Below are 22,507 nucleotides of genomic sequence, written 5' to 3'. Positions count from 1 at the left end.
GCGATGCGGCCCTTTTTTTGTGGGATGTCGGCTGTGAGCCCGTTTTGATTAATGCTGCGCAATGCATGAACATCACCTTACTGCTTGATTGTAGTATTTTTTGGAGCCAGTTCTTTGCCCAACCATGTCAAATAATCTTTGATCGCCAGTTCATCGCGTCTGCAATATGACCACTTCTGGTGCTTCTGAACGGTGATGAATCCGGCCTGTCGGAGAATATCCAGATGCCGGCTAGCAGTGGGTTGAGCGACTGCAATTTCCTCTGCAATCATGGTCATGCACACGCCGAAAGCAACTGGGTCAGCTGACCATTGATGCCCGAAACGCTGCTGAGGATCTGCCAGAAGTTGGAGGATCGTCATCCTGACCTCACTCGACATTGCTTTAATCTGTATTGATCTATCCATTTCACCATCATATTGTCACATAGCGAAATGACAATATGATTCGAGAAAATGTTAGATTTACCAAACACATCGATCATCAATGGCAATGCAATAAGATGGGGACAGCTTGGAGATGGACCACCCTTGGTTACCATACATGGAACGCCCTTTTCGTCGCAAGTTTGGCGCAGAATTGTCCCGTATTTGGCGCAGTATCGCACGGTCTATTTCTTTGATCTGGCAGGATACGGGCAATCCGAGATGCGCGAGGGGCAGGACGTATCATTAGCCGTACAGAACAAGGTCTTGGTGGGTCTGATCAACGAATGGGGCTTGCGCCGCCCCGATGTCCTTGCCCATGATTTTGGCGGAGCCACGGCTTTGCGCGGGTACTATCTTAACGGGTTGCGTTACGGGTCGCTGACTGTATTTGATGCGGTCGCGCTGGCCCCTTGGGGTTCTCCGTTCGTTCAGCACGTTCGCGAACACGAAGCAGCGTTTTCTGGGATGCCAGATTACATGCACCGCGCCCTTTTGGCGGCGTATTTGCAAACCGCGGCACACAACCCCCTCTCTGCGGACGTCATTGAACTTTACAGTGCACCATGGCTTGGCCCCGTTGGACAGCCCGCTTTCTATCGGCAAATTGCCCAAATGGATCAGACGTTCACCGATGAGGTCCAAGGCCTCTACGACAAGATGGACTGCCCTGTTCAGGTTCTTTGGGGAAAAGAGGACGCATGGATTCCCTACGAAAAAGGGGAAGAGCTCGCATCCACACTATCAGGGTTTCCCTGCACTCCCGTCGAAAATGCAGGACACCTGGTGCAAGAGGATCGGCCCGAAGCAATCGTAGCGGCGGTGATGGCGCAAATAGCGCAGCGCAAACCAATTGGTCAATGAAATGTCCAGCCCCAAGGAGGACCGGGATGTTGCGGGGCACAGATCTATTTGAAGTGATCCAACTTTATCTGGACGGTCTGTTTTTTGTGACAAAGAAAAGATCACCGCCGCCTTTCATGGTGACGCCTGTTTATTTGATGGCGAGAAAGGTGATTTTTTTGGGAAACCGTGTGGTTTGTTCATTAACGATATCGGTCAACTTGAACCGACGTCGCCATTTAACCTAGGCCAGCAGCCTGACAGCAAGCTTCTTTTTGTGGACTGGTTGTCGAACGTGAGTGCAGTCGTCAAGCTGCGCATTAGAGCACGGTAGGATGTGTATCAGGATCATCTCAGTATGGTGAAAGGTGCAAAAGGCTGGAAGATCGTCTCAAAAGTCTGGTGTCTTGAGAAAGTTGTCGACCAAATCTGAACTGAGTAAGATTTAAGTAATCAAATTTGAAGCGACCTATCAAAGCTGCCATTGGAGCATTCGCAGCGAAAGCTCGCTCCATCCCCAAACCCGACATTCAACCATTTCCGCCGATAGGCCGTTGAACTCCCATCCAGTGACAATTCAACGGCCCAAGCCAATCTCTTTAGCCCTGCCGCCGCCCTTGCACTCTGCGGATTATCTCGCGGGCCTCGGGGGGCGGCGATTGTTCGATCCGGCGATAGTCCGTGCCGTCAAGGTTGCGTTCCACCAGCCCCATGCCCACAAGGCTGCGGCGCAGGATGGCGGCGTCGTCGAACAGATGGGCTTGGTTCAGGTGACCATTCACATCCCGTTCCTGCAAGGTGGTTTGCGCGGGCAAAAGGGACCAGAACACCCAAATGCACAGTTCCTGCACGCTGCGTTTTGCGGGCCATTGGCGCAACCGGCCCAGATCGTCAAACTGGTTCAGTGTCCGCTCCACCAGTTTGAAATCAAGGGTGGTATCCTGTGGGACATCCAACCGGGTTTGCGCGGTCTGCGCCGCCCGAAGATGTTGGAAATTCCGAAAACCAGCGGCGCGGGCCAGCATGTTCATCAGGCTCAGATGCGATGGTGTTTCGGTTTGGGTTTTCAGCTGCCCGTTCAAATGGCGGGCAAAGCTGGAGATATCCGCGATGCGCAGCGGAATAAGGTCTTTCGACATGTCATGTCCTCATGGTGCCACGGGAAATGTCGTTGGTCGCTGACTTACGACGGGCACCTGACAAAATGTCGAATGCTGTCTGATCATGGCAGCTTTAGCTTCCCCTTGCAGGGACAGCGACGCCTTGGTGACTGCCAACCGAAGTCAGTTCTAGGCCATGAGCGGGCAGGCGGCAAGGGGCAGGGGCGGGTTATCCTTCGCGGATACCGATCACATTCATCATGCGTTCAAATTCAGAGGTCTTAGGATCAAAGCTCGCCGTTTTGATCGCGTCGAATGTCACGCGCAGGGCCTTTTTCTCGGCGCCTTTGCAGTCATTCCATGGGCGGCCCTGAAGCGCCATCACCAATACGTAATAGCCGATGAAATGCGGGCGCGTGCCGTTGGCCAGCAGCTTGGCATAGGCCGCATCAGCGCCCAGTTCGCGCAGGTCTTCGGCGCTGTGAATGCCCGCCTTGGTACAGCTGGCCTCAAATGCAGGGCCAAGGTTGCGCAAGGATGAAACGGGCGTAGACATACCCCTGTGTTTAATCCGCGCAGGCGGGGCTGTCACGCTTCAAAGGCTGGCGTAATCGGTGATCAGCGGCGTGGGCTGCTGGTCTGGGCTTTGGTGTGCGGCGGCTTGCGGCTCCGGTGTTTGGGTCTGATGGGTTTCGGCCTGTTGGTCTTTCTTTGGTTCTGGACGGATCATTGATCTGCTCCTTGCTCAATGGGGGACGGGAATCGTCCGCGCCTGAGGCAAGGATGGCAGAAAAGCATGCCGGTGCAGGGGCTGGAAGGGGGCCGAATAAGGGCAATTTCTTGCCGAAAACCCCATGTTTACAACAGTTTTTGTAAGAATTGAGCGACCTGATCAGATAAACCAGATGCCATCTTCAACGGCGGCGGAAACGTTGGTTTTAACCTCGTCGCTTTCGGAAAAGTAGGTCAACATTTCGGCCCGTGTCAGGCCGTTTTGTTGTTGAGTGCTCCAGAAATTATAGCCCGCCTGATCGGGCATCCGATCAAGCACGTTTTGATACAAAAGATCGAGATATTGCGCGTCATTCAATATGTCGTTGTCGCCGTGGACCTGGGTGAATTCATCGGATTCGATAAAATACTGCGCGATCTGGTTGAGGGACAACGCGCCGCCATCCAGTTGCCCGATCCAGAATCCAAGGCCGGCCTCATCGGGGATACGGTCAAAGCTGGCTTGATACAGACGGTAGGCCTGACCACCGTTGCCTTCGATATCAAAGGCGATGGCGCCATCGTCGAACTGGATCCGCTCAACTCCGTCCAGCTTGAGATCATGAGGGGTGTCGGCGTGGGAAAACGCGATATGGCCATCATCGTGTTGTGCGACCGTTACATTGCTGCGCTCTCCGGCCACCAAAAGACTGTCCAAACCGCCGCCGCCTTCGGCTTCGCCCAGCAGGTCGTCATAGATGATCAGATCGTCATCCTCGCTGCCGATAAATTTGGCCAGCTGAACGGGGGCGGGCGGGGTTTCAATTGTCAGTTCAAGGAACTCAAATGGTTTGAGATCAAAGGTGATGCCGCTGGCATCCGCATAGGTAACATCGGTGAACAACACATCTGCGTCGTGCTCATTGTAGAAATAGGGATTTCCGTCGATGGTGATGCCGTCAGCTGCGATGCCGTTGTCCCACTGCAAGCCGTTGGTGGTGCTGGTATCAAGGGACACTTTCACGCCGCTGAAGGAGGCGGCATTTGCAAAGAGTTGCGACAGGTCCAGCGTTACATCTATGCTCTCCAATGTGCGGGAAGAGACATAAAGCACAGTTGTGTCCTGATCACCGTAAGCCGTGACCGAAATCTGCGGGAACGTTTGGTCAAAATCAAAGGAAATCAGCTCTTTGCCCGCAATGGAACCGGCCATCAAATCAAACGCCGCCGCTTGAGAGGAATTAATCATCCGGCCCTGATTGTCGGTTATCGCGCCGCCATCTGTATCTAGCGTTAATGCGGTTCTGGAATGATAGTCCAAAGCCCAGATATTGGCCGCATCCACGCCAAGTTCGATCATATTCGAGAATTGTTTGATCAGGGTAGATCCGGCGACAAACCCATGCTGGTCGGTGGTCGTTGTCCGCACGTTCCATTCGGTGATGTGCAGATCCAGATCCTTGTCAAAAGCGTCTGACCAGATATCAAAATCCCGATCGATAAAGTTCACTTCGTTGGAATGGGTGCCAAATTCGTAGTGCTTTTTGTTGTAGTAGTAGTGCTCCGTCACGCCATCAATCGCACCGCGGGCTGCATCGCTGAGCTGGTCAATAATTTGCTGGTTGGCGTCATCGTTGCGCTGGCGAAAATCATTGACGCCGGGTGTGGCTTCAAACTCTGATCCGGCGTTGCCGGCTGTGGCCATCTGCACAATGATCGACGGTTGTTCCTCTTGGGCGATCCCGGCTGCATTCATGCCGGTTTCAACCGCTTCGGCCGCGATAGAGGCACGCTGCCCATAGGCCGTCTCGCCGATATCCCAATATTCATTGCCGATCTGGAACGCTTCGATCAAATGGCCATACTGGCCCATCACGGTTTCGACAAAGGCAGCGATGTCATCGGAAAATCCGGCATAGTCTTCGGTGCTGAGATGTTTGGTCGGGATCACCAGAACCGCGCAAATCGGATCAGCGTCGGGGCCTGCATGGCCGCCTGCGCTGCACCATTCAAAGAAGTTCACAACCTCGGTGCGCAAATTGCCATCCGGCATCGTTACGATGTTGATCCAGTCGTCACCATCGACAGGGGTTTCGCCGTCTTCATGCAATCTGGTGGGTGGTAAATCGCTTTGTCCGCCGCCGAAACGCACGGATGTGACACCAAGGTTGGTTGCGGCCGATGAGTAGGCCTCGCCCGGCGCGCCATCCTCGGTGCGTTCAAAAACAGCATTGGCGCCAAACATGCTCTTGGCAACGAAAGAGCCGGTCGCAGAAGATCCCGTAAGGGTAAGTCTAGGCATCAAAAACCCTAAAATTAACCCAACCGAAGCATTCTGCGTTCAAGTTGAAAGTCCCCCGACCCTCAACAACAAACTGCCCGAAAGAGCGTTCATCCCTCAAGGAAATTAGCTCATTTAGGGGAAATGTGGCAGCGCAGGCGCAAATCCTAGTGAATCCAAGGAACAATATTTTTCCTGCGTTCGGTTTGTTTCGCCGATCGGGACAATGGTGCGATTCCGTTGGGCTGGATGCCCGAATCGAAATAATGGACTTAGTCCACCAACCTTCCGAATTTCAGGACGAATGGTCTCATTTTCTGTTCGGTAGCAAATTGGATTCTGGGAAATTGCGATGGCGCAAAAAGTAAGGGCCCAGCATTCACATGCTAGGCCCTTTGAAACTTTTGGCTCCGACGGTAGGGATCGAACCTACGACCAATTGATTAACAGTCAACTGCTCTACCGCTGAGCTACGTCGGAACGGTCTGCACCGTATAGCCGCGAGAATCTGGGGCGTCCAGAGGGTTTTCGGGCATTTTTTCACTTTTTTTCGGGTGGATCCAAATGGGTCGTGAACGCGGCTTCGGCGTGTAGGCCTCCAACCGGCGATGCGATGGATTTTCCCGTAAGATCAATGAGGTGCGCCAGAACATTGCGGGTGGCGGCCCCCAATAGTGCGGGGGGCGTGTCGGCGTAGATCCGGGCGGCGAGGGTGGCTGCGGTGGCGGGGCCATTTGCCAGCTCCGCCAGGATCGAGGCCTCGCGCGTTCGGCGATGGACGATCAACCAGTTCAGCCGTGCTGCCGGATCATCAATGGCAGCCCCGTGGCCGGGATAGAACACCCGCCAGTCCCGCGCTGCGAGCCGTGCGCAGGAGGCCATGAAATCCGTCAGGTCGCCATCAGGGGGCGAGACCAATGAGGAGGCCCAGCCCATCACGTGATCGGCGGTAAAGCAGGCATCATTCCAAACCAGTGACAGGTGATTGCCAATGTGGCCGGGGGTGTGCAGCGCCTCAAGTGTCCAGCCATCGCCTGTGACCTGTTCGCCATCAGCCAGTGTGACGTCGGGGGAAAAGGCGCTGTCGATGCCTTCGCCGCCGCCCATCAGACCGCTGCGGGCGAGGTCTTGCATGATAGGTGAGCGGCCTGCCTCGGCGCTGCCAAACGCCAACACGGGTGCGCCGCTAGCTTGCGCCAAGGGCCGCGCCAGCGGCGAATGGTCGAGGTGGCTGTGGGTGACAATGATGTGGCTGATATGCTGTGGCTCGCCAACGGTATCCAGAATTGCCGTAAGATGCGCGGGGTCATCGGGGCCGGGGTCGATCACCGCCAGACCGCCGGTGCCCAGCACATATGTATTGGTGCCGCGATAGGTCATCGGTGAGGGGTTGGGGGCCACGATCCGCCGCAAGCCGGGCTCAAGCGTTTCGGCGACGCCAATGGGCGGATCAAAGTTATCAGGGGCTTGCATGGTTTCACCTTTCACAGGGGCGGGGGGCTGGCTAAGGTCTATGCATGTTCTTTGTCTGGCTCAAACGATATATGCCGCGCGGCATCTACGGACGTGCGGCGCTGATCCTGATGTTGCCGGTTGTCTTTGTACAGCTGGTGGTCACTGTGGTCTTTGCCCAGCGGCATTTTGAGGGGGTCACCCAACAAATGACCACCGCAATGATGCGCGAGCTGGCCATGGTGATGCAGGTGGTGGAAGAGGCCGAAGACCGCCGCGCCATCCCCGCCCGCGTCGCGGCAGAGGTCGGGCTGTTGGACATGGATGTCCAAGCGGTGGCTCGGGATGCGATCCCGGATCAAAGCCAAATGGTGTGGTATGATTATTCTGGCCGGGTTCTGGACCGAAAGTTGCGTGCAGAACTGCCCGATTACCGGGCGGTGGATTTGACGCAGGACAATCAGGTGCTTTTGTATCTGGGCAGTGGCAAAGGGCCGGTGCGTGTCGGGTTCGATCGGCGGCGGGTGTCGGCCTCAAATCCGCACCAATTATTTGTTTATACATTGTTTTTCGGGGTATTGATGACCTTCATCGCCTCGGTCTACTTGCGCAATCAACTGCGCCCCATTCGCCGATTGGCTCGCGCGGCAGAGGCGTTTGGCCGGGGGCGGCATCTGCCCTATACGCCGGCTGGCGCGGTTGAGGTGCGCAGCGCGGGCGCGGCCTTTGTGGATATGCGGGCGCGGATCGAGCGGCAGATCGAACAGCGCACCTTGATGTTGTCCGGGGTCAGCCATGACCTGCGCACGCCGCTCACCCGGATGCGTCTGGAGCTGTCGATGCTGGATGAGGACGAAGCCGCGCCGCTTTTGCAGGATGTGGATGACATGCAGCGCATGTTGGATGAATTCCTCAACTTTGCCAAAGGTGCGGGCGAGGGCGCGCCAGAGGCCGTGGCGCCGCGCAAGATGATTGCGGATCTGGTGGATGAGGCCCGCAGGGCAGGGCGCGATGTGACCTTGTTGCCGCCCGAAGGCGACGGCTCTGGTATGGTCATGCTGCGAGCGGTGGCGATGCGGCGGGCCGTGGACAATTTGATCGCAAATGCCGTGCGTTACGGGGCGCGGGCCGAGGTCTCTGTGATGTTGAGTGACAAGACATTGCGCATCCGGGTTGAGGATGACGGGCCGGGCATCCCCGAAAACCGCCGCGCCGAGGCGACCCGCGCCTTTACCCGTCTGGATCCGGCGCGAAATCAGGACAAAGGCGGCGGTGTCGGCTTGGGCTTGGCGATAGCCACAGATATTGCGCGGGCGCATGGCGGTGTGCTGCGGTTGGGCGAATCCTCTCGGATGGGCGGGCTTCGGGCGGACATTGTGATCGCCCGGTAATCGGGCAAGTGACCCAGCGGCATGATTGCTTTTGATCGCAGTGGTTTGCAGGGTATCGTCAACCCAAGTCAGGAGCCTGCCATGAACCCCTATGAGATGATCAAAGCCCACCTTGGCACCGCCGTGCCATTTGCCAATCATGTGGGCGTTAAATTGCTAGAGGTTGGCGACGGTGTTGGCAGCGCTGAGCTAGAGCAGCGCAAAGAGGTGTCCAACCACATTGACAGCATGCATGCGGGGGCGATGTTCACCTTGGGCGAGGCGGCCTCTGGCGCGGCGGTGGCTGGCGCTTTGGCACCTGTGATCCTTGAGATGCGCCCCGTCGCCGCGACCGGGCAAATTGCCTTCAAGAAAGTGGCCATCGGGACGTTGACGGCTTTTGCGAAAACCTCCGCTTCGGGTGCGGATCTGATGGCGACGATCAAGGAATCCGGCAAGGTTGCTTTTGATGTTACGGTCGATATCCAAGACAGCGCTGGCGACACCGTGGTTGAGATGACGGTGAACTGGTACGTGAGCGCCAAACGGTAACGGCGCTTCGGCTCATTCTGACTGATGTTAATCGCCCATTAGGACAGGGGCGATAGGTACGCGGTGACTGACCACGGCCAAGGGCTCTCTGCGGCTTGAACATCAAAGGAATTTGCCATGAAACTGTCTGTTCTCTCTCTTGCATTGCTGTGCTTGCCCTTTCTTTTTCCAACGGCAGCTGAGGCCACAGTCCGGCTCGGGGTGATGTCCCCCACGGGGGAGGCAACGGCGATGAAGCAATGGTCGCCCGTGGCGCAAGAGCTTGAGGCGCTGCTGGGGGAGGACGTGGTTCTGATTGCCCTGAATGCCGGTAACATATTGGATCAGTTGGATAATGGCGCACTGGATGTTGTGATTGGGAATCCGGTTCAGGCGGCACTTGCAACGACCGGGATGCAGGCGCAAGCGGTGGCGAGTGTGGTGAAGAAAAGCGGCCAACAATTTGGCGGCGTCATCGTTGCCAATCCCAATGCCGGGATTGCAACAGCGGCCGATCTCAAAGGCAAGAAGGTGATGACGCTCAAGAACACCGCGGCGGGCGGCTTCATTTTCCAAACCCATTATTTGCTTGGCTTTGGTGTCACATCCCCGGATGATTTTGGCCACCATGCGGTTGCGAAAAACCAAAAAGATATCGTCAATTTGGTCGCAAGGGGTGCATTCGACGCGGGATTTGTGCGCACCGGTATGGTAGATGACATGATTGCACGCGGCGAGATTTCCGAGGGTGATGTGATCATTGTGGATCGCAAAGAAACCGCCGGTTTCCCCCATGCCCATACAACGATCCTATACCCTGAATGGATGGTCTTTGCGCATACCCAATATGATCCGCAAAACGTGAGCCGGATGCGTGAAGCGCTGATCAAACTGGCTGAGGGCACACCGGCACTGGATGCGGCCCGTGTGCAGGGTTTTGCCGCGCCGCAAGACCTGTCGGGCATCATTGATGCGTTGAGCGCGGTTGGCATGCTGCCTGCGGCCAGCAACTGATCCCAAAAACTGCTGCGAAAAGCAACTTCACGAAGGTGTCTGATGTCTAGATTGAGCGTATCCATCAAGCTTGCGGTGATTGTCGGGCTGCTGTGTATCGGCATTCTTGGGTTGGTCACCACAACCAACATTTCGCGGCAAACCGATGCGTTGGGCACTTTCGGACACGAAAGCCTGACCATGGTCACGCAATTGGGTGAAACAAAAATTGCCAGCGCCGAAAATGATGCAGAGATCAAGCTGCAGTTTATCATTGATTTGTTGATCTCTGTGAGCGGCGATGCCCTGGCCTCCTACAATGCGGAGATGCTGGATAAAATCATCGCGGCGGTCTTGGTGGACCCCTCTGTGGTCCATGTTGCGTTCAACACTGTGGATGGTGTTGAATTGGCTCAGGGCGGAACCGTGCCAACTGATGTGGAAACCCGTGCTGTCACCGCAACGGTGGCCGCAGATGGCACCGATTTTGGCACAGTGATCGTCACCCGCAGCTACGCCCCGATTGTGGCTCTCAAACAGAACATCGATGAACTGACGGCCCAAAAGGCCAAAATGTTGACGACATTGTCTGATGACCTGCGGGGCAGCACGATCAACGCTTCGATCCGTTTTGCGGCTATTGCAGCGGTTTTGGCGGCCGTCGCTGTCAATGCTGTGACGGTGTTTATGGTTGGCGGCCCATTGTCGATCAGTGCGAAGTTGATCGAAAAGATCACCAACGAAGAAACCGATTTTGAACGCCCCAAAATGGCCAGACGAAAAGACGAAATTGGCAAATTGGGCAAAGCCATCGACATGTTTCGGGACACCGTGGTCAAAGCCCGCGACATGCAACGCACCGCAGCGGCCCGTGCAGCGCAGGACGAGGCAGAAGAAAAGGCACGCCGCATTGCCAAAACCGAGGCCGAGCAACGCCGCGCTGATGCAGAGGCCGCCGAGGCCGAACGCCGCCGCGCCGAAGAGGCCGAGCGTGCCGCGGAACGTGACGCGATGCGGGCGCAGGCGGACGCAGATCGTCAGGCCATCTTGGACCAACAGGCCAGGGTTGTTGATACGCTTGCAAACGCCCTGAAACGCTTGTCGGGCGGCGATCTGAACGTCTCTATCGATGCTGTTTTTGAAGGCCCCTATGAGGGCTTGCGTTCGGATTTCAACTCTACGGTTGAAACCTTGCAAACCGCGATATCAGCAGTGGCATTGTTGACCTCGACCATTCGAGGTGAAACTGCGGCGATCTCTTCCGGGGCCAATGATCTGTCGCAACGCACCGAAAAGCAGGCCGCTACCCTTGAGGAAACAACGGCCGCGCTCACTGAGCTTAATGCATCGGTGCACTCGGCCTCTGGCCGCGCACAAGACGCCGATGAACGGGCGCAATCGGCCCGGATCAAAGCAGATGAAAGCGGCGAGGTCGCACAATCCGCGATCCTTGCCATGGACCAGATCAAATCTTCCTCGGATCAAATCTCAAAAATCACCAAAGTCATCGACGAAATCGCGTTTCAGACCAATTTGCTTGCGCTAAATGCCGGTGTTGAAGCGGCCCGCGCTGGCGATGCAGGGCGCGGCTTTGCAGTGGTGGCCACCGAAGTGCGCGCCCTTGCCCAGCGATCGGCGGATGCGGCACGGGAGATCAGCGAGCTGATCCTTGCAAGCGAAACACAGGTGAACACGGGCGTTGAGTTGGTCGAATCCACAGGCACGTCCCTGTCTGACATCGTGGCATCGATCTCGGAAATCACCGAACTTGTCGCCTCCATCGCCACGTCAACCAAAGAGCAAGCGCTTGGCTTGAACGAAGTGAATGACGCGATGACCCAGCTGGACCAAGTCACCCAGCAAAACGCGGCCATGTTCGAAGAAACCGCCGCCGCCAGCCAGGCCCTCAATACCGAGACCGATGCCCTGTCTGATGCGGTGTCGCATTTCAAACTGGCGGACCCGAAGAATGGGCCCGCGGAGGATCTGGCGATTGCATCCTAGTTGGAGGGGCAGTGCGATATGGCTCGCGGTAATCTGAGGCCGCATTTCTTTGGCGACCTGAATGCCTGAGGCAAGGGCTCTGTCACGCGCTGGCAGCGACCCCCAAAAAGCGTTTTCTGGGGCAGGATCACCTTTCAAATCTAAGCCGCATCGGCCGAAATGCGGCCCATCGGAAAAACCATTTTATCCAGCATCCGAGGATTCGGTGTTCTTAGCAGCCATTTGCGCCCGGACCTCGATCCGCTGCGCGTCGGACCCTGATGCCGCACCGCTGTCCGCGGCGAGGCTCGGGCGCACCCGGCCTTGTTTTTGTTGCACCACGTGCCATGCTTCGTGTGGCAAATGTCTGTCTTGACCTGGTCCAATGTGAATATCTGTCCCTCGGGTAAAGGCGCTGGCCCCGATCTTGGCGGGCGAATGGGAGTTGCGATGAACCTGAACAGAAGACAAATCAATGCCGGAGAGGGCTTCCATGCCCAACCTCAGGGTGTCGGGAAGACCGGAAGTGTTATGTGCAATTTTATGGGCGTCTTTATCATTCGGGGCCATTCGCCATCTCCTGTTGGTCAAATTGGAACAAGCGCACCTTTTGGCTGGGTGCCAAGAAACATAGATGTCACATGGCAAATCTTGCGTGATCCTCGCCTAAAAAGCCAGAGTTACAGAGATTGGGTGCATTTCCGGCGCGGCTCACGAGTCCAAATGGTCCAAGCTCGAACAGCCTGAAATGTTCGTCGCGGTGGAGGTACACGTTGCTATTTATACTTCACAAATTTGGACATCGGTAATTTGGCCTGCTCCGCCAATTCCGCTTTGGGATGGTAAGCGCCTGATTTATTATTCCATTCTTCTATCTTGTTGTCTTCGTTCACGAATATTTCACCAGCAAACAAGACCGCTGGGGAAAACGACCCCAAGGCGGAGTGATCGGTGTCCTTTTCTCCCCTGACACGCCAAACCACAATCGACCCGTCAAGCTTTGTCACAAAAGCATAATGGCCCGCCTTGAGCGCCATAGCCAAGCCAGCTGCAGATCCATTTTCGACAATGAATTCGAGGTATGCATCTTCTGTCGCAGTATTGTTCGGCGAAATCTTGGCGTCGATCTGCCCGCGGTCGCCTTTGCGAAGATCCTCACGTGCCGGGCCGCCACCCATCATAGAAACAACAGCCATGTTGAAAATTGAATTAATTGGTGGCAAATCTCTCTCCCCTTTGAGTGAACCTTGATCACTTGCTTTGCACCTTATGCGGGAATGGTGGAAAAGGCACTTTTTTTACGTGTAGGCCCGGCACAGCGCTGTTCTGTGTTGGAAAGTCACGACAGATCCACACCAGCCGAACGTTGCCGCAGCAGGCATCGGAAAAGCAAAAACATGTGTCAGAGGCGGGGAAATGGTAGGCCCGGCAGGACTTGAACCCGCAACCAAAGCGTTATGAGCGCTCTGCTCTAACCAATTGAGCTACAGGCCCGCCACGGCGTTTGGGTATGCGGGTGCGGCGCTTTCGTCAAGGCTTACCGTTGCACCATTTGTTGGGATGCACTAACCCCGCAACAACGCAACATCTCACTGCCAGGGGACCAGAGCATGTCAGCACCCAAAAACGGAATCACCTACGCCGATGCGGGCGTTGATATTGATGCGGGCAACGCATTGGTGGAGCGGATCAAACCGGCCGCCAAACGCACCGCGCGGCCCGGCGTGATGTCCGGTCTTGGTGGCTTTGGCGCGCTCTTTGATCTCAAGGGGGCAGGGTTCACCGATCCGGTTCTGGTTGCAGCCACAGACGGTGTTGGCACCAAGTTGCGCATCGCAATCGACACGGGCAACGTCGATGGCATCGGCATTGATCTGGTCGCAATGTGCGTTAACGATCTGGTGTGTCAGGGGGCAGAGCCGTTGTTCTTCCTCGACTATTTTGCAACGGGCAAGCTCGAACTGGATCAGGCGACACGGATCATCGAGGGCATCGCCGAGGGCTGCGCCTTGTCTGGCTGTGCCTTGATTGGCGGCGAAACCGCGGAAATGCCGGGCATGTATGATGCGGGCGATTTTGATCTGGCAGGATTTTCCGTTGGCGCAATGGAACGCGGTGCGGAACTGCCACGGGATGTGGCCGAGGGTGATGTGCTGCTTGGGCTTCCCAGCGATGGCGTACATTCCAACGGCTATAGCCTTGTGCGCAAGATCGTTGAGGTCAGCGGCCTGGCTTGGGGGGATGATTGTCCTTGGGGCGAGGGCACCCTTGGCGCGGCGCTGCTGACGCCAACCAAGCTTTATGTCAAAGGGGCGGTGGCCGCATTGCGCGATGATTGCGTGAATGCGCTGGCCCATATCACCGGCGGCGGCTTGACGGAAAACCTGCCGCGGGTTCTACCCGACGGGCTTGGCGCAGAGATTGATCTGTCTGCGTGGGATTTGCCGCCGGTGTTCAAATGGTTGGCCGCGCAGGGCGGAATGGCCGAGGCGGAATTGCTCAAGACTTTTAACTCCGGTCTTGGCATGATCGCAGTTGTGCCCGCAGACAAGGTTGAGGCCGCAACGCAGGCCTTTGCCAGCGATGGCCATGCCGCCATTCGGATCGGCCAGATCACAGCAGGTGGCGGGGTCAGCTATAAGGGCAGTTTGCTTTGACCAAACGGGTTGCGATCTTTGTCTCTGGCGGCGGCTCAAACATGCGGGCGCTGGTGGAGGACATGACCGGCGATCACCCGGCGCGGGCCTGTGTCGTGCTGTCGAACAATGCCGATGCGGGCGGAATTGCATGGGCAAGGGCACGCGGGATTGCGACCGAAGTTGTAGATCATCGCCCCTTTTCCGGCGATCGCCCCGCTTTTGAGGCAGCGCTGAACTCTGCACTCGACCGGCACAGCCCGGATATGATCTGCCTTGCCGGGTTTATGCGCAAGCTTACGGGTGGATTTACCGACCATTGGGCCGGGCGAATGATCAACATTCACCCGTCTTTGCTGCCCAAATACAAAGGGTTACACACCCATGCCCGCGCGCTGGAGGCTGGGGATACACAGCATGGTTGCACCGTGCATGAGGTGACAGCCGCGCTCGATGACGGGCCAATTTTGGGGCAGGCCAGCCTCAACATCAGCCAAGATGATACGCCGGATACATTGGCAGCGCGGGTTTTGACGCTGGAGCATCAGCTTTACCCCGCGGTCTTGCGCCGGTTTGCCGCGGATGACCGCAGCCCGGTCTTCTTGCAGGGGTGATCTGGCCAAGCGGCGGCAGTTGATGTACCGATGACGGACCTGCGCCCTGCAAACCCGTTTTTTCGAAGTGAATACATGAAAACCATCACCACGACCGCCGATCTGGCTGCCTTTTGCAGCGAAGCTGCCAAACACGACTATGTCACTGTTGATACAGAGTTTTTGAGGGAACGGACGTATTATTCCAAGCTTTGTTTGGTGCAGTTGGCGATGCCGGGCACCGATGACAGCAACGCGGTTTTGATGGATCCGTTGGCCAAGGACATCTCGCTTGAGCCGCTGTATGAGCTGTTTCGCGACACGTCGGTGGTCAAGGTATTTCACGCGGCGCGGCAGGATCTTGAGATCTTTTTCGTCGACGCAGGCGTCTTCCCCGAGCCACTTTTTGACACACAGGTGGCTGCGATGGTTTGCGGGTTTGGTGAGCAGGTCGGCTATGAAACGCTGGTGCGCAAGATCACCAATGGCGGGGTAGACAAGACCTCGCGGTTTACCGACTGGTCGCGGCGTCCGCTGACGGATGCGCAGAAAACCTATGCTCTCGCGGATGTTACACATTTGCGGCAAATCTACGAATTTCTGGCAGAAAAACTTGAAGACAGCGGTCGCGGGCGTTGGGTACAAGAAGAGCTGGCGATACTGACAAATCCCGACACCTATGTGACGCAGCCGCGCGAGGCCTGGAAACGGGTTAAGACACGCACAAATTCCGGCAAATTTCTGGGCATCGTGCGGGAACTGGCGGCATTTCGTGAAGAATATGCACAAACGCGTAATGTTCCGCGCAACCGGGTGTTCAAGGACGATGCGCTGGTCGAACTGGCGAGCCTGAAACCAAAGAACACCGAAGAATTGAGCCGCTCGCGTCTTTTGTTGCGCGAGGCCAGAAAAGGTGAGATCGCGGAAGGCATCCTCAAAGGGATCGCGGCTGGGGTTGCTTGTCCGCCTGCGGATCTGCCCAAGCCGGATCGAAGCCGTGACAAATTGCAGGTCAATCCGGCATTGGCCGATTTGCTGCGCGTCTTGCTGAAAGCCAAAACCGAACAGGCAGGCGTAGCGGCCAAGCTGATCGCACCTGCGGCGGATCTGGATGGGATCGCGGCGGGTCTGCGTGATCTGCCAGCGCTAAACGGCTGGCGGCGTGAGGTGTTTGGCAATGACGCGCTGCGTTTGTGCAACGGTGAAATTGCGCTGACGGCGGTGGGCAACGATGTGAAAGTCGTCGAGGTCTGAGGACGAAACAACCAACAAAATCAAAGGGGAGACAGCAATGTCAGAGATCAAACGGCATCACACCAACACCCGGATGAGCCAGATCGTAGAGCACAATGGCACGATCTATCTGGCCGGTCAGGTCGGAACAGCGGGCGCAAGCGTGGCACAGCAGACACAGGATTGCCTTGATGCGATTGATCGCCTTTTGGCGGAAGTCGGGTCGGACAAGACGCGCATTTTGCAGGCGGTAATCTGGCTGGCCGATATGGCTGATTTTGCCGAGATGAACGGCGTTTGGGATGCATGGTCCCCCGAGGGACAAGCGCCGGCGCGTGCGTGTGGTGAGGCCAAGCTGGCCCATCCTGATTTCACGGTTGAGATTATTGTGACAGCTGCCGCTGCGGGCTGATCAAAGCGGCGTTTCGGATAAGAACCGAAACGCCGGTTCGCAATTACCTGCGAATTACACGCGCGTTTTCAACACCTTCGACACGAATGCTGCGCACGCCGCGCAGGGTTTGGTCTGTGACCCGCCGGGCGGCGACAACTTCGCGCGTGGCACGGGCGCCAACAGGGGTCGGTTTGTTGGGGCGCACCCCTTCCAAACGATAGGTCAGAACGCCATCGACGGGCTCTTCGGCGTCAATTTCGGGCGTCAGCCGCACCTGATAGATGCCTTGCCGCGCTGCCAACCCCGTGGCGCGGATGATCGCGCCGCCCGGAATGCGTTCGATTGTCAGTTCTGTCACCTGTTCAAAAGGCCGGCCTGCGTAGGTATCGTCAGCTTCGCGTTCGCGGGCAAACAAACCGCCGGTTTTAGGGATCAGGGGGTTGGTGTTTTCTACCTGTTCAATTGGCTCGGAACGCGATTTTCCGAACCAGTTGAACGGGTTGACCCGGCTGTCGCGGATCGTGCCGCAGGCGGCCAATGTCAGAGATGTTGCGAGAAGCAAAGAGAGGGTCTTGCGCATCAGGTCGCCCTTGGAATTTGAACTGTCTTTTGACTACCTGATCCGTCGGGGCTTGGGAAGGGGGTGGACCTTTGGTGGCTCTGCTCCTACCTCTGTGTCGCAAATATCACCTGAGGAATACGTCATGGCCAATGCCGCGTTTGAAGAGCTTGTCGAAGATTTTGAGTTTCTTGAGGATTGGGAAGACCGGTATCGCCATGTGATTGAACAGGGCAAGGCGATGCAGCCCTTGGAAGAGGCGCTGCGGGTGCCGGCGACCAAGGTGGACGGCTGCGCGTCGCAGGTGTGGTTGCATGCGCAGTTCGAGGGCGGGCGCCTGCATTTTGACGGCGCCAGTGACGCGATGATTGTGTTGGGTTTGATTGCGGTTTTGCGTATTCTTTACAATGGATTGACTTCGGCAGAGGTGCTGGCGGTTGATGCCCGCGCCGAGATGGGGCGGCTTGGCCTGAATGATCATTTGTCGGCGCAGCGGTCGAACGGGTTGCGGGCGATGATCGAACGTATTCGCGAAACAGCAGCGCAGGCGTAGTAATCAGCGGCGGATCGGGGGCCAGCCCCCATCGTCCCTGACGGGCCGATTCCCCCGGAGTATTTATCGGCCAAAAAGGGGGGGGAATGGCGGAGGTTCTGATGAGATCCGATATCGTGTCACAAGCTGCGGCCTATGTGGACGTCGGGCGGTTACAGTCAGATTTGGCTGATTGGGTGGCGTTCCGGACAGAAAGCCAGAATCCGGCGCAGATTGATGTGCTCTATCAGTATTTGAACTTGGCGATCCTGCCGCGGTTGCAGGCGATCGGTTTTGACTGTGCTGTGCATGACAATCCGGTGCCGGGTGCGGGGCCATTGCTTTTGGCGGAGCGGATCGAAGAGGCGGCGCTGCCGGTGGTTTTGATTTATGGTCATGGCGATGTGATCTGGGGGCAGGCGGATGCCTGGGATACCGGGCTTGCACCCTTTTCCCTGACCGAACAGGGGGAGCGGCTTTTTGGGCGGGGGACAGCAGACAACAAGGTGCAGCACCTGATCAATATTGCCGCGCTTGAGGCGGTCTTGCAGGTGCAGGGGCATCTGGGGTTCAACGTCAAGTTTGTGATCGAGATGAGTGAGGAAATCGGGTCGCCGGGGCTGGCCGAGATGATGAAAAGGCATCGCGCGGCCTTGCAGGCCGATGTTTTGATCGCCTCCGACGGTCCGCGATTGCACCCGGACACACCAACGATGTTCATGGGCTCGCGCGGGGCGTTAAATTTTGATTTGGTTGTGGATTTGCGAGACGGAGCGCACCATTCGGGCAATTGGGGCGGCTTGCTGGCTGATCCGGCGGTGATTCTGACGCAGGCATTGGCCTCTATCTGTGATGTGCGGGGGCAGATCAAAGTGCCGGAATGGCGGCCAGATAGCCTGACACCGGACATTCGCGCCACACTGGCGCGGTTGCCTGAAACAGATCGCAGCGATTCAAATTGGGGCGAGGCGGGGCTGACCCCTGCGGAGCGGGCATTTGGGTGGAACAGTTTTGCGATTTTGGCCATGTCCTCGGGCCGTCCGGAGGCGCCCGTGAATGCCATTTCCGGATCGGCGCAGGCGCATTGCCAATTGCGGTATGTTGTCGGCACTGATCCGGATGACATTCTGCCTGCGCTGCGGCGGCATTTGGCAGCGGCTGGGTTTGATCAGGTTGCGGTGCGCGAGGCGGACAGCGTTCCGATACGGGCCACGCGGCTGGATCCGGAACACCCTTGGGCGCAGTTTGTTGAAGCATCCATTCTGCGGACCACGGGGCAAGCGCCGCATGTTTTGCCAAACCTTGCTGGATCGCTTCCAAATGAGTGTTTTGCCGATATTCTTGGTCTGCCGACGATCTGGATTCCGCACAGCTATGCGGGCTGTAACCAACATGCGCCAAATGAACATGTTTTGAAATCGGTTTGCCGTGAAGGCATGCAAGTGATGGCGGGGCTGTTTTGGGATATTGGAAGTGGCGCACCTCAACCCGCAACCCAGAACAATTGAGGTGATGAATTGAAGACAGTTGAGCTTGAACATGACTATGCGGTGCCTGCAGAGCGGCTCTGGGCGCTGGTGACCGATTACGATGCTTTGGAGGTGGTCATGGCGGGGATCGTTTCTTTTGACGGTCTGCCGGAGGGACGCACAAAGACCGGGCAATCCTTTGATTTGATGGTGTCCTTGTTCGGGAAATTGCCGCCGCAACCGTATCACATGGAGGTCGTGCTGTGTGACGATGACGCGATGGTTTTGCGGTCGTCTGAGAAAGGCGCGGGGGTGAAATCATGGGAACATTGTCTGACCGTGACGCCAACCGTGCAGGGCAGCCGATTGACCGACCGGATCGAGATTGATGCAGGTTGGATGACCCCGATCTTTGCCCGTTGGGCCAAGTTTCTGTACCGCGCCCGCCACAAGCCGAGATTGCGGATTTTGGGCCTTGATAAATGATTGGATTCAAAGTGGTGATGGTGCACGTACAGGCTGTGAAGTGCTGATTACAGCTCTTTTAGCGCTGTGGTCAGATCGCCATATCCGGTCAGCCGCCGCTCAAATTTCAGGCCCAGACGATCCGCGCATTTGCGGGCTTTTTCCGTCAAATCCGGATCGTCTGTCTGGGCTTGGTAGATCAACTTTTCATAGTTGCCAAAGTACATGTCACGCAGTTCAGGATGCCGGTCGAGGCCCATGGGTTTGATGATGAAGGCGTCAAACTGCCGGACCAGAAAATCGGTCAGATAAAAGCTGGTGAATTCGTCGTCTGTCTTGGCGGCAAAGGCATCATTGCCTTCGAAAAAGCTATAGCAATGCGGGCCAGCGACCATTTTGACGCCCAGTTCTTCGCAGGCCGTTTGCAAGCTTCCTCCAGTGCCACAATCGGCGTAAACCACAAAGAAATCATCATAATCGCCGCGGTGTTTTGCGATGGTGGCGCGCACCGCATCGGTGATTTTTTCGGGGTAAAGGTGGTATTTCGCGGGCAGGCAGGTCAGATCCAGATGGGTCCAGCCATTGGCGGCCTTGAGATCGACAATTTCACGGGCAAGTGCGCCGCAAGCGATCAGCAGGATGCGCCCGCGCGGGGTTTGTGTGTCCAATCCGTTTTCGGTCAGTTCGGCATCGCTTGGGATCATGATCTGGACTTTCGCAGCGCAAGCGCGGCGGCCAGCGCCAGCACCGGGACCAAGGCACCGACGGGCGCAGGCAGAAAGGACAAGGCCAGCACGGTCAGCCCTGCGCAAAGCAGGACAGTTACGATCAACAAGGCAAACAGGCGTGGGGGCATGGGCAGACCTTTCTTATCAACAAGATAGGTGGTGCAGGGCCATAAAAAAAGGCCCCCGCAGGGGCCTTTCAAATCAAGGTCAGGCGGATTTTACGCTGTTGTGCTTTCGCGCCATCCACTCTTTGGCGGTTTCAACCGCCACGGCCGCATCGCGGCAATAGGCGTCTGCGCCGATGGCTTTGCCGAACTCTTCGTTCAGGGGGGCGCCGCCCACGAGGACGATATAATCATCGCGGATGCCCTGTTCGACCATCGTGTCGATCACGACCTTCATATAGGGCATCGTGGTGGTCAAAAGCGCGGACATCCCAAGGATATCAGGGCCTTCGGTTTCCATCGCTTCGAGGTAGTTTTCAACCGGGTTGTTGATGCCCAGATCGACCACTTCAAAGCCTGCGCCTTCCATCATCATGCCGACGAGGTTCTTGCCGATGTCGTGGATGTCGCCTTTGACGGTGCCGATGACCATCTTGCCAACGCGCGGTGCGCCAGTTTCGGCCAGCAGTGGTTTTAGGATGGCCATGCCGCCCTTCATCGCATTCGCAGCAAGCAGAACCTCAGGCACAAAAAGGATGCCGTCCCGGAAATCCGCGCCAACGATTGTCATGCCGCCGACAAGCGCTTTGGTCAGGATGTCATAGGGTTCCCACTTGCGTTCAAGCAGGATGTTCACCCCTTCTTCGATCTCTTCCTTGAGGCCGTCATAGAGGTCGTCGAACATCTGTTGGACAAGTTCTTCGTCGTCGAGTTCTGACAGGATGATTTCGTCTTCGTCGGACATGTTATTTCCTTCTGCTGCCGTTGCAGGTGCTTGGCCTATGCGCCTTTTTGTCACGGAATGTCGGCGCTTGGTGCGCAAATTGCGACATGCATGAGGTTTTGCGCGACCTCATTGTACAAGAATTTAGCGTCTTTTTAGGCTACTGGACAAGGGATTAGCAGGTTTTGATTGCGCGTGTTCACTATTTGTTCCAAAATGATTTATGGATCATGAAAATCATCGCTACAAAGTTGTCGGGCGGGCGGCAGGCAGCAACCATGCGGGCCGGTTTGAGGCGCACAGCCGTGAGGCGGTGAACGACGGATGGGAGCGTGATGACGTTCTGCCGGTGTTGCGCACGCAGACCGCAATTGAGGTGCCGCGCAAGGTGATCACCTATAACACCTCTCCTGATTTGCCCTTTGACCGGTCGATCAATCCTTATCGTGGTTGCGAGCATGGGTGTGTTTATTGTTTCGCGCGGCCAAGCCATGCCTATCTGGTGCTGTCGCCGGGGCTGGATTTCGAGACGCAGCTGATTGCGCGGCCCGATGCGCCAGATGTTCTGCGCAAGGAACTGGCGGGGCGCAAATATCGGGCTGCGCCGATAGCAATCGGAACCAACACCGATCCTTATCAACCGATTGAGAAGACCCAGGGGATCATGCGGCGCTGTTTGGAGGTTTTGTCAGACTGCAATCATCCCGTGGCGATTGTCACCAAAGGCAGTTTGATCGAGCGTGACATTGATATTTTGTCGGATATGGCGCGGCGCGGTTTGGTGCGTGTTGGCATATCCGTCACAACATTGGACGCAAAACTCAGCCGTTTGATGGAGCCGCGTGCCCCCGCGCCGGCGCGGCGGTTGATGATGGTCAGGCGATTGGCTGCGGCGGGTGTACCTGTGCGGGTCATGGCCTCACCGGTGATTCCCGCGCTCACCGACCCTGAGCTGGAGGCGATATTGCAAAGCGGCAAGGAGGCAGGCGCACGCCATGCCAGCTGGATCATGCTGCGATTGCCCCGTGAGGTATCGCCGCTGGTACAAGACTGGCTGGCCCAGCATTATCCGGACCGGGCGGACCGGATCATGAACCGATTGCGCGAAATGCATGGCGGCAAGGAATATGACGCCCGTTGGCATCGGCGCATGCGGGGTGAGGGGCCTTATGCCGAAGTGATTGCGCAGCGGTTCAAATTGGCGGCCAAACGGCTTGGCCTGTCGGGCCATGCGCCGCCGATGCGCTGCGATCTATTTCGCCCGCCGGTGCTGCCGGGTGCTCAGTTAAGCTTGTTGTAGGTCCGGCATCCTGCCTGGCCC

Annotated in this window: 26 protein-coding genes and 2 tRNA genes; 14 read left to right on the top strand and 14 right to left on the bottom strand. The window is 56.9% G+C overall.

The window, feature by feature from the left end; genetic code table 11:
- Positions 1 to 77 precede the first annotated feature (77 nt).
- Positions 78 to 362, bottom strand: coding sequence for an ArsR/SmtB family transcription factor (locus C8N31_RS03495; RefSeq protein ID WP_231476859.1), 285 nt, complete (start codon positions 360 to 362; stop codon positions 78 to 80).
- 93 nt (positions 363 to 455) lie between these two features.
- On the opposite strand from C8N31_RS03495, the gene C8N31_RS03490 reads away from it, so the two are divergent.
- Both C8N31_RS03490 and C8N31_RS20690 read left to right on the top strand, forming a co-directional pair.
- Positions 456 to 1,289: an alpha/beta fold hydrolase gene (locus C8N31_RS03490; RefSeq protein WP_025049117.1), complete on the top strand. Its 834-nt coding sequence runs from the start codon at positions 456 to 458 to the stop codon at positions 1,287 to 1,289.
- 316 nt (positions 1,290 to 1,605) lie between these two features.
- The gene (locus tag C8N31_RS20690) at positions 1,606 to 1,701 is read left to right on the top strand and encodes a nuclear transport factor 2 family protein (RefSeq protein WP_107992344.1); all 96 of its coding nucleotides are present in this window, start codon (positions 1,606 to 1,608) and stop codon (positions 1,699 to 1,701) included.
- A gap of 166 nt (positions 1,702 to 1,867) precedes the next feature.
- On the opposite strand, the gene C8N31_RS03475 is transcribed toward C8N31_RS20690, so the two are convergent.
- The 6 genes from C8N31_RS03475 to C8N31_RS03455 form a co-directional block, all read right to left on the bottom strand.
- Positions 1,868 to 2,407 carry a DUF2087 domain-containing protein gene (locus tag C8N31_RS03475; protein ID WP_025049119.1) on the bottom strand — a complete coding sequence of 180 codons (540 nt, stop codon included), beginning with the start codon at positions 2,405 to 2,407 and terminating at the stop codon, positions 1,868 to 1,870.
- Between the two features lie 190 nt (positions 2,408 to 2,597).
- A complete protein-coding gene (locus C8N31_RS03470) occupies positions 2,598 to 2,924 on the bottom strand; it encodes a TfoX/Sxy family protein (protein WP_025049120.1) in 327 nt (108 codons plus the stop codon).
- Positions 2,925 to 2,963: 39 nt separating this feature from the next.
- Positions 2,964 to 3,098, bottom strand: a complete 135-nt coding sequence (locus tag C8N31_RS20620) for a hypothetical protein (RefSeq protein WP_259274278.1) — start codon at positions 3,096 to 3,098, stop codon at positions 2,964 to 2,966.
- Between the two features lie 162 nt (positions 3,099 to 3,260).
- Positions 3,261 to 5,324 (bottom strand): DUF4214 domain-containing protein, encoded by a 2,064-nt coding sequence (locus tag C8N31_RS03465; RefSeq protein WP_051544634.1) that lies wholly within the window; start codon positions 5,322 to 5,324, stop codon positions 3,261 to 3,263.
- Between the two features lie 441 nt (positions 5,325 to 5,765).
- Positions 5,766 to 5,840: transfer RNA gene (locus C8N31_RS03460), tRNA-Asn, on the bottom strand.
- Between the two features lie 60 nt (positions 5,841 to 5,900).
- A complete protein-coding gene (locus C8N31_RS03455; protein ID WP_025049122.1) occupies positions 5,901 to 6,833 on the bottom strand; it encodes an MBL fold metallo-hydrolase in 933 nt (310 codons plus the stop codon).
- A 44-nt stretch (positions 6,834 to 6,877) separates the two neighbouring features.
- Here C8N31_RS03455 and C8N31_RS03450 point away from each other — a divergent pair, with 44 nt between their 5' ends.
- From C8N31_RS03450 to C8N31_RS03435, 4 genes are all read left to right on the top strand, one after another.
- Positions 6,878 to 8,203, top strand: a complete 1,326-nt coding sequence (locus C8N31_RS03450) for an ATP-binding protein (RefSeq protein ID WP_025049123.1) — start codon at positions 6,878 to 6,880, stop codon at positions 8,201 to 8,203.
- A gap of 21 nt (positions 8,204 to 8,224) precedes the next feature.
- Positions 8,225 to 8,734 carry a DUF4442 domain-containing protein gene (locus C8N31_RS03445; protein ID WP_231476861.1) on the top strand — a complete coding sequence of 170 codons (510 nt, stop codon included), beginning with the start codon at positions 8,225 to 8,227 and terminating at the stop codon, positions 8,732 to 8,734.
- Between the two features lie 117 nt (positions 8,735 to 8,851).
- Complete coding sequence (locus tag C8N31_RS03440) at positions 8,852 to 9,727, top strand: phosphate/phosphite/phosphonate ABC transporter substrate-binding protein (RefSeq protein WP_025049125.1); 876 nt, start codon at positions 8,852 to 8,854, stop codon at positions 9,725 to 9,727.
- 42 nt (positions 9,728 to 9,769) lie between these two features.
- Complete coding sequence (locus C8N31_RS03435; RefSeq protein WP_081785717.1) at positions 9,770 to 11,710, top strand: methyl-accepting chemotaxis protein; 1,941 nt, start codon at positions 9,770 to 9,772, stop codon at positions 11,708 to 11,710.
- A 183-nt stretch (positions 11,711 to 11,893) separates the two neighbouring features.
- Here C8N31_RS03435 and C8N31_RS03430 read toward each other — a convergent pair whose 3' ends face one another.
- The 3 genes from C8N31_RS03430 to C8N31_RS03420 form a co-directional block, all read right to left on the bottom strand.
- A complete protein-coding gene (locus tag C8N31_RS03430) occupies positions 11,894 to 12,259 on the bottom strand; it encodes an eCIS core domain-containing protein (RefSeq protein WP_025049127.1) in 366 nt (121 codons plus the stop codon).
- A 206-nt stretch (positions 12,260 to 12,465) separates the two neighbouring features.
- Entirely contained in the window at positions 12,466 to 12,885 is a 420-nt protein-coding gene (locus tag C8N31_RS03425; RefSeq protein ID WP_025049128.1) for a hypothetical protein, read from the bottom strand.
- Between the two features lie 221 nt (positions 12,886 to 13,106).
- Positions 13,107 to 13,183, bottom strand: a tRNA-Ile gene (locus tag C8N31_RS03420).
- Between the two features lie 116 nt (positions 13,184 to 13,299).
- On the opposite strand from C8N31_RS03420, the gene purM reads away from it, so the two are divergent.
- From purM to C8N31_RS03400, 4 genes are all read left to right on the top strand, one after another.
- A complete protein-coding gene (purM, locus tag C8N31_RS03415; RefSeq protein WP_025049129.1) occupies positions 13,300 to 14,346 on the top strand; it encodes a phosphoribosylformylglycinamidine cyclo-ligase in 1,047 nt (348 codons plus the stop codon).
- Positions 14,343 to 14,939 carry a phosphoribosylglycinamide formyltransferase gene (gene purN / locus C8N31_RS03410; RefSeq protein WP_025049130.1) on the top strand — a complete coding sequence of 199 codons (597 nt, stop codon included), beginning with the start codon at positions 14,343 to 14,345 and terminating at the stop codon, positions 14,937 to 14,939. Before purM ends, purN begins: the two co-directional genes overlap by 4 nt.
- Positions 14,940 to 15,014: 75 nt before the next feature.
- Complete coding sequence (rnd, locus tag C8N31_RS03405; protein WP_025049131.1) at positions 15,015 to 16,172, top strand: ribonuclease D; 1,158 nt, start codon at positions 15,015 to 15,017, stop codon at positions 16,170 to 16,172.
- A gap of 37 nt (positions 16,173 to 16,209) precedes the next feature.
- Entirely contained in the window at positions 16,210 to 16,563 is a 354-nt protein-coding gene (locus C8N31_RS03400) for a RidA family protein (RefSeq protein ID WP_025049132.1), read from the top strand.
- Between the two features lie 43 nt (positions 16,564 to 16,606).
- On the opposite strand, the gene C8N31_RS03395 is transcribed toward C8N31_RS03400, so the two are convergent.
- On the bottom strand, positions 16,607 to 17,125 hold the full coding sequence (locus C8N31_RS03395; RefSeq protein ID WP_025049133.1) for a hypothetical protein: 519 nt from the start codon (positions 17,123 to 17,125) through the stop codon (positions 16,607 to 16,609).
- 124 nt (positions 17,126 to 17,249) lie between these two features.
- Between C8N31_RS03395 and C8N31_RS03390 the strand changes: the two genes are divergently transcribed.
- From C8N31_RS03390 to C8N31_RS03380, 3 genes are all read left to right on the top strand, one after another.
- Positions 17,250 to 17,657 (top strand): SufE family protein, encoded by a 408-nt coding sequence (locus C8N31_RS03390; RefSeq protein ID WP_025049134.1) that lies wholly within the window; start codon positions 17,250 to 17,252, stop codon positions 17,655 to 17,657.
- Positions 17,658 to 17,755: 98 nt separating this feature from the next.
- Positions 17,756 to 19,144, top strand: a complete 1,389-nt coding sequence (locus tag C8N31_RS03385; RefSeq protein WP_025049135.1) for a M20 family metallopeptidase — start codon at positions 17,756 to 17,758, stop codon at positions 19,142 to 19,144.
- 9 nt (positions 19,145 to 19,153) lie between these two features.
- A complete protein-coding gene (locus tag C8N31_RS03380) occupies positions 19,154 to 19,591 on the top strand; it encodes an SRPBCC family protein (RefSeq protein ID WP_025049136.1) in 438 nt (145 codons plus the stop codon).
- Positions 19,592 to 19,638: 47 nt separating this feature from the next.
- Here C8N31_RS03380 and C8N31_RS03375 read toward each other — a convergent pair whose 3' ends face one another.
- The 3 genes from C8N31_RS03375 to C8N31_RS03370 form a co-directional block, all read right to left on the bottom strand.
- Complete coding sequence (locus tag C8N31_RS03375; RefSeq protein WP_025049137.1) at positions 19,639 to 20,274, bottom strand: DUF1638 domain-containing protein; 636 nt, start codon at positions 20,272 to 20,274, stop codon at positions 19,639 to 19,641.
- Positions 20,271 to 20,426, bottom strand: coding sequence for a hypothetical protein (locus tag C8N31_RS20270; RefSeq protein WP_170116151.1), 156 nt, complete (start codon positions 20,424 to 20,426; stop codon positions 20,271 to 20,273). The genes C8N31_RS03375 and C8N31_RS20270 overlap by 4 nt, the downstream gene beginning before the upstream one ends.
- A gap of 79 nt (positions 20,427 to 20,505) precedes the next feature.
- Positions 20,506 to 21,207 (bottom strand): corrinoid protein, encoded by a 702-nt coding sequence (locus C8N31_RS03370; RefSeq protein ID WP_025049139.1) that lies wholly within the window; start codon positions 21,205 to 21,207, stop codon positions 20,506 to 20,508.
- A 202-nt stretch (positions 21,208 to 21,409) separates the two neighbouring features.
- Here C8N31_RS03370 and C8N31_RS03365 point away from each other — a divergent pair, with 202 nt between their 5' ends.
- On the top strand, positions 21,410 to 22,486 hold the full coding sequence (locus tag C8N31_RS03365) for a PA0069 family radical SAM protein (protein WP_025049140.1): 1,077 nt from the start codon (positions 21,410 to 21,412) through the stop codon (positions 22,484 to 22,486).
- The last annotated feature ends 21 nt before the right edge of the window (positions 22,487 to 22,507 follow it).

Source organism: Sulfitobacter mediterraneus (assembly GCF_003054325.1).
In the GTDB taxonomy this organism is placed as follows: Bacteria; Pseudomonadota; Alphaproteobacteria; order Rhodobacterales; family Rhodobacteraceae; genus Sulfitobacter; species Sulfitobacter mediterraneus.
Note: the sequence above shows the minus strand (reverse complement) of the source record. Positions and strands in the feature narration are given on the sequence as shown.